At 34.8% G+C, this 6,996-nt stretch carries 4 protein-coding genes; 2 read left to right on the top strand and 2 right to left on the bottom strand.

Annotated features, from left to right (window positions below):
* Nucleotides 1-755 precede the first annotated feature (755 nt).
* Nucleotides 756-1,886, top strand: coding sequence for a SpoIIE family protein phosphatase (locus tag ACIQYS_RS14300; protein ID WP_402981236.1), 1,131 nt, complete (start codon nt 756-758; stop codon nt 1,884-1,886).
* A 41-nt stretch (nt 1,887-1,927) separates the two neighbouring features.
* Here ACIQYS_RS14300 and ACIQYS_RS14295 read toward each other — a convergent pair whose 3' ends face one another.
* Entirely contained in the window at nt 1,928-2,758 is an 831-nt protein-coding gene (locus tag ACIQYS_RS14295) for a CheR family methyltransferase (protein ID WP_402981232.1), read from the bottom strand.
* A 17-nt stretch (nt 2,759-2,775) separates the two neighbouring features.
* Nucleotides 2,776-5,517 (bottom strand): ATP-binding protein, encoded by a 2,742-nt coding sequence (locus ACIQYS_RS14290; protein WP_402981227.1) that lies wholly within the window; start codon nt 5,515-5,517, stop codon nt 2,776-2,778.
* A 253-nt stretch (nt 5,518-5,770) separates the two neighbouring features.
* Between ACIQYS_RS14290 and ACIQYS_RS14285 the strand changes: the two genes are divergently transcribed.
* Nucleotides 5,771-6,859 carry a hypothetical protein gene (locus ACIQYS_RS14285; RefSeq protein WP_402981222.1) on the top strand — a complete coding sequence of 363 codons (1,089 nt, stop codon included), beginning with the start codon at nt 5,771-5,773 and terminating at the stop codon, nt 6,857-6,859.
* The last annotated feature ends 137 nt before the right edge of the window (nt 6,860-6,996 follow it).

The raw sequence follows: 6,996 nt of genomic DNA, 5'->3' as shown, positions 1-6,996 counted from the left end.
CTCACACCCTCCAAGACTCGCTACGAGCGAATGGCTAGTTCTTACTCGGTGGGAATCCCACCCACTATATGTTGCAACCTATGCTCGGTCGCTCCCGGAGTCGCCGCCCTTCCGCGAAAATCAAAGGAGCTTGCTGACTAATTAGTTTCTCGCTTTAGAAACCAAAAGTTTTACTTGAATCGAGGAGGAAAATCTATTATTAGTAAGTATCTCGTGAAAATTTATCCAATATATGGATAAGAGTAACAAACTGGTTATTGAAAGCAACTAGTTCTATAAGGGAGGCAACCAAATTAACACGAGAGCAACCAAATTGTTGGTGAAAGCAACCAACCCTTAAAATAACAAGTTTACTTGGAGTGAGACGATAATGATTACGAGGCGTTATTTCAATAAATGATTGAATGATTCAAGCTTTACCATAAAAAATGTTCCACTTATTTTAGACAGCATTTTCTAATTAGGTTTAATAAGTATTGCGAAGAAGCGGACCTGCTAAATATAAATCTCTGATAACTGCACACGCCAAGTAGATTTCTATTGATTGCAGCGGAAAGCGTACGCCTGGAGTGGAAATCATAGCGGGCACTTAATAGGGCTTTTTAATGCGCATTATCCATACAATCCGATTGTTCTGTTTACATTGACATATTATTCAATAAATACTGTTTATTCTATATATTTAGTTGATTGTTATCCTCATTATGTTCTATCATATAAAGAACAAAGATTTAATGAAAAGAGGCTATCTAGAGATGACAATCCTAATGGTAGATGATAATTCAGTAAATTTATTTGTAATTGAAAGCATCCTAAAAAAAGCAGGTTATGAGAATTGTCATCCATTAAATTCTGCGGAAGAACTATTCCAGTACTTACGAATGGATGAAATAGAAGCACCCGTCCCAATGGTTGACCTTATCCTATTAGACATTATGATGCCTAAAATTGACGGAATTGAAGCTTGTCGACGTATTCAGCAAGTTGATAGATTAAAAGAGATACCGATTATTTTTCTGACTGCTTTAAATGATTCTAAAAATCTAGTAGAAGCATTTGATGTCGGAGGAACTGATTATGTTACTAAACCAATTGATAAATTAGAGTTTTTGGCAAGAATCCGACTTGCTTTGAGACTGAAATTTGAAAAAGACCGAAATAAAGAGCAGGAATTGAAGATGCAGGATGATTTATTACTTGCGATGCAAGTGCAAGGCAGTCTCTTAAATGACTCCATAAATGACCACCATTTAAGTATTCAAGTATCTCATCGTCCTTCTGATAATCTTTCTGGAGACATGTACCACTGGCATAAATTTAGTGACCATCGATATGGTATTATCCTCTTTGACATGATGGGGCACGGCATTAGTGCTTCACTTGTTAGTATGTTCATTTCCTCGGTTTTAAGGGATGCAATAAAGAACTTAGAAGACCCAATACTCGTTATTAAAGAACTCAATCGTTATATGACCTCTTTACACGATAAAAATAATTTGAATTATTATTTCACAGCGATCTACTTAATCATTGATACTGAAAAACAAGAAATAGAATATGTTAATGCAGGACATCCTCCAGGATTTTTACGAATAGATGGAACACTTGTTACGATGGAAAGAGGGGCATGTGCAGTCGGATTGTTTGATAAGATTCATGTAAAGAAATCTAATGTTTCCTATAAAAAGGATATACAGCTTTTACTTTATACGGACGGAATACTGGAGTCAGAGGCTGTGGATGAAATGGAGACTATAAATAAATTACAATTGGTCACTATGCAAGAATGGAAAGAAACAGATTGTCTATTCCAGACGATTCTCAGCGATATTAACCAGTCCAAACAAAAAGATGATATATGCTTGTTGATGATAAAAACGAAATGAAAAAGTAGCTTCTCCAAACGAAAATTGGATAGAAGCTACTCTTATTTTTTTCGATAGAGCGGCTCAGCTGTCGAAATCTCCTCATAAGCGTCCGCATATTCGCTGATTCTCAACGACTCCTTATTTCCTAGACCAAGAAAACCATTTTGAGACAAACTTCGGATAAATAATTCATGCACTTTGTTTTGAAGCGATGGATTAAAATATATTAATACATTTCTGCAGAAAATCACATGAAATTCATTAAACGATTGATCCGTAACTAAGTTATGCTGTGCAAAGATAACGTTCTTCAAAAGTTGCTCAGAAAAAAATACATTGTGAGAATTTGTTTTATAATAAATAGAAAACTCTTTAGTCCCACCTGCTTTAAGATAATTCTTTGTATAGTTTTGCATTTTATTCAATGGGACAATTCCTCGTCTCGCCTGTTCTAAAGCTATTTCGCTCATATCTGTCGCGTAAATCGTTGTTTTGTCCAGCAATCCCTCTTCATCCAGTAGAATTGCCATGGAAAGCACTTCCTCCCCCGTTGCACAGCCGGCATGCCAAATTCGGATCTCTTTATAGCTACGGAGGATGGGAATGATATTCATTCTAAATTCTTTAAAAAAGGAAGGATCTCTGAACATTTCTGTTACCGGAACGGAGAACCCTTCAATGATTTTTTCTAGAAAACCAGGTTCATGAATGGCCCTTTCAGTGAGTACCGTAATATTTGGAGCGTTCTCTATATTTCTTCTGTTTTCAATCCTCCGTATGATAGAAGCACGTACATATTGTTTAAAATCATAGCCTGCTAAACGGTGAATCGTTTCCAATAGCAAGTCCACTTCCAGTTCTTTTCTTCTATTTTCATCTTGAGTATACATTTAATCATCCATTTCTATTAATTAGAAACCCATACACGTAGGACAGATAAAAGTTGTTCTAAATCCAGGGGTTTGCTTACATAATCAGAAGCCCCTGTTTCTAAACATTTCTTGCGATCCTGCTCCATTGCTTTTGCAGTAAGGGCAATAATAGGTAGATCCACCAGCTCGTCATTTGAACGGATTTTTTGCATTGTTTCATATCCATCCATATTCGGCATCATAATATCCATCAGAATGATATCAAACAATAAGGGCCGCTTTTCTAGAATTTTCAGACATTCCAACCCATTGTTTACGGAAGTAACAATCATTCCTTCTTGCTTCAAAGCAGCTTCTAAAGCAAAAATATTACGCAAATCATCATCTACGATCAATACGTTCTTTCCTTGTAGAACATTTTGATTATCTACTTGTAGCAAATTCGTTTTTGCTGTTTCAGAAGGCAAAATTCCATCATCTATTACAGATACAGCAACTTCCTCTAGTGAAGTTAAAACTCTTCCCTCTACAGTCATCTTTCCGGGAAAGCTTGGAAGGTACAATGTAAAAGTACTACCGAATCCTTCTTCGCTCTCTAGAGTAATATAACCCCCTAAAAGTTTTGCATATTCTTGGCAAATAGAAAGACCAAGACCAGTCCCTCCATATTTCCTCATTGTCGCACCATCCGCTTGTTGGAATGCTTCAAAAATCAATTGGTGCTTCTCTTTTGGAATACCAATTCCTGTATCCTTTATAGAAAATGAAATCCAGTAGTCTTCTTTTCTAGCAAATGCAGGCTCTAAGTCCTTGTTTTGAACCTTTTTAATTTCTATTAGAATACTACCTTTTTCGGTGTACTTAAATGCATTAGAAAGAAGATTCTTTAAAATTTGAAGCATTCTTTTTTCATCTGTACAAAATAGATTTTGGATATTTGAATCTTTTACAATATTAAACAAGAGACCTTTTTGTTCTGCAACATGATTAAAGTTCATTTCTAAATAATTCGGCAAGTCATCGATATTCATTTCGCTATATTCAATTTCCATTTTTCCTGCCTCTACTTTAGACAAATCAAGAATATCATCAATTAATGATAAGAGGTCTTTTCCAGATGTATGGATGACTTTAGCGAACTTCTCTTCCTCTTCTCTCGATTGTTCTTGTGCATTTTCAGCAATCAGTTCAGAAAGGATTAATATACTATTCAAAGGGGTCCGCAGCTCATGTGACATATTTGCAAGAAATTCGGACTTGTACTTAGAACTCAAAACTAGTCGTTCTGCTTGTTCTTCCAATTCTATTTTCGCCTGATTTAACGCAGCTGATTTTAGTTCTGCTTCTTTTGAACGTTCTTCTAGCTTTTCATTTATTGTTTGTAATTCTTCCGATTGCATTTGTAACTCTTCCGACTGTGTTTGTAAATCATCCGATTGAACACGCAGTTCCTCTGTCATGGTCTGCGATTCGGTAAGTAACCGCTCTATTTCTTCCCGATCCTTTGCACTGTTTAATGTAATCCCAAAGTTTTCTATTACATCTACTATAAATTGTTGATCCGCTTTAGAAAAATTAGTCAGACTAAGTATTTCTATTACCGCTATTACTTCTTCTTCATATACAATGGGTGCAATGATCATACCTTTTGGACGAATTGTTCCTAAAGCGGAAGGAATCAATTGAAAATCATCTAAATCACTCAAAATATGCATGCGTTTTTTTAGCGCATACTCCCCAATTAGGCCTTGTCCTAATTCGAAATAATTTCTGCCCACTGTTTCAATTTGCTCTGCAAATGTGGCACTCTTCACAAACCGATGTTTTTCATTTTGAAAGTCTCTTACATAAATAGCACCATAAGACGCTTTTGCCTCTTCCGTGATGGCTGAGATGAATGCCTTACTTAGGTCTGTTATGGACGTAATCCCTTGATAAGAATTAAATGTATTGTTCATACGTTTTTGATGCATTTCTCTTTGCTCAAGAATCGTAAGCAATTCATTTGTTGCAATGCCTAGTTCTCTTATCTCATCTTGGGATCTTAGTTCAATTCTTTTCGATAAGTCTAGCTTACCCGTATTTGTAAAAGTGGCGATACCTTTAATCGTCTCTATTACATCGTTCATCGTTTTAACAATTGAACGAGATACTAACGTAGAGATCACAATTGCCACACCAAACACGAGTATGCCTAACGTGATCAAACCCTCGATTAACCTATCAATATTTTGGTTTAATGCATCTGATCTTTTCTGTCTAGATTCAAGTTCAACTTCTCTAAAGTTATCAAACTGGCTACGAATCAAATCTACCGTCGCCCCACCTTGATCACCTTCTAAATAACTTGACATGTTCCCATTACTTTCTTGTTTCTTTTGATTAATCATCGGTTCTCCCACTGTGTCGATCCATTTGATGATTTTCTCTTTAATAACCATTAGTTTTGCTTGTTGTCCTGTGTCATCTACTAAACTATATAATTCATCAAAGCTATTTCGCCATTCCTTATTTCCTTTGTTATACGGCTGTAGATAACTTTCCTCTCCCGTAATTACATAACCTCTTTGTCCCCTCACCATATCAAGAACATATTTTTCGATTTGATGAGACAATGTCGTTACTTCAAAATCATGACCCATTATATAGTCTTTATCAGCTTGTACGGAAGAAAACTGTTTATTTACAAGAAAGAAGGCAAAAATGAGCATTATTAAAATCAATAAATAGCCAGACATGATTTTCATGCGAAGACTTATTCTTCTATTTTTTTTCATAAATTAAAACCTACCTTCTAATAATCTGCAAAAATACCGCTACTAAAGAACATTATACAATAACTTAAATACTTATTTTATACAATTCTAAATTATTCGATATATTTCGACACCGCTAGATTGAAATTACACCTAACATATGGTAATTTATCCATAATATAATACTAGAAGAAATATTTTATATAGCATATTCTTAATAAGGCTTATGTAAAGAAATGTTATATAAGACTATTTTTTTTGCAGGAGAATAGAAATGAAGAAATTATTATCCATTGTATTAGCAACTGCTATCGCAGGAGCTAGTGTATTCACCCCTTTTACGAACGCGGAAGCGGCATCCATTACTAAAGCTGAATCTTTAGTAAAAGAGGCAGAGAAACATGCTGGAGCTTTAAAATGGCAAATATCGGTTGAACTTACGAAAGAAATAAAATATCCAGATATGAAAATCTTCAACTTAACTAAAGATGCTTACTTAAATGCTAAAAAAGAGATTGCTAAGGTAAGTGCCAAAGATAGAGCGAAGTTAGAAAAACGCCTAGAGGATAACGTTGGTATCCACTATTCTCGTGCGATGGGATACATTGATGCAATCACTTCTGGTAAGAAAATTGTGGATAAAGCAAATCAATTTAACAAACTGTATGCAACTAATCCAACATCTAATGTAACAGAAAAAAGTTACCATGAATTATCTAGCGAAATTCGTAAACAAGCAATCTTACTTTACCGTGTTTATGGAAAATCGACTCGTGATGCAATTTTAACGAAATACAAAACTCCAGGTGAAAAAGCACTTCAATCTTCTAAATACGTAATTACTGCAAAAATGGAGCTAGATAAATTAGATGATTTGATCACTAAAAAAGCAAATCAAAAAGCAGTGGAAGCACAAGTTTCTACATTCTTTGATGCGTTAGAAGCAATTGAGGAAGAGTCAATCATCGTTGACCTTTATTATGCTTACTATGACAGCATTAGAGAAGATAAGAACTTTGTTGCACAAGAAAAAGAAATTACTGAATTCTTCAAAAAAGCTACTGAGTATGCAAATGGCGAAAAACTTGATGAAACACTAAGCCTGTATAGCAAAGAATATCCTGGCTATGACTCACTTAAAGAAAATTTAGAAGCAACCTTCAAAGAATTTAATATAAGGTACCGAACTTTAGGTTTAGAAGTTCAGTATATTATGGAAGAAACAGCATTGGTTATTCATCAGCAAGAAGTAATATTCAACACAACGGATTCACTTGAATATACTACTATTTACCTTTTAGAAAAAGATAAAGATGGAAACTGGAAATTCCTCGATTCATCAGATAATATAGAAGCATACTGATATACATGTTAACGTAGATGTAAAATAGAAGTTTAGTAACTGTAGTTATTTGTAGAAATACAAGTGGCTGCAGTTTTTTTATGAATAAATAAGTAGCTGGTTTACTATTTATAAGAGGTGGAGCTTTCGCATGTAAC

This window comes from Psychrobacillus sp. NPDC096426 (assembly GCF_044762745.1).
In the GTDB taxonomy this organism is placed as follows: domain Bacteria; phylum Bacillota; class Bacilli; order Bacillales_A; family Planococcaceae; genus Psychrobacillus.
The sequence above is the reverse complement of the archived record's forward strand: the minus strand, read 5'-3'. Positions and strand labels throughout refer to the sequence as shown.

Coding starts and splice junctions, on each gene's coding strand:
- ACIQYS_RS14300 (WP_402981236.1), top strand. CDS start 756: ATGACAATCCTAATGGTAGATGATAATTCAGTAAATTTATTTGTAATT.
- ACIQYS_RS14290 (WP_402981227.1), bottom strand. CDS start 5,517: ATGAAAAAAAATAGAAGAATAAGTCTTCGCATGAAAATCATGTCTGGC.
- ACIQYS_RS14285 (WP_402981222.1), top strand. CDS start 5,771: ATGAAGAAATTATTATCCATTGTATTAGCAACTGCTATCGCAGGAGCT.
- ACIQYS_RS14295 (WP_402981232.1), bottom strand. CDS start 2,758: ATGTATACTCAAGATGAAAATAGAAGAAAAGAACTGGAAGTGGACTTG.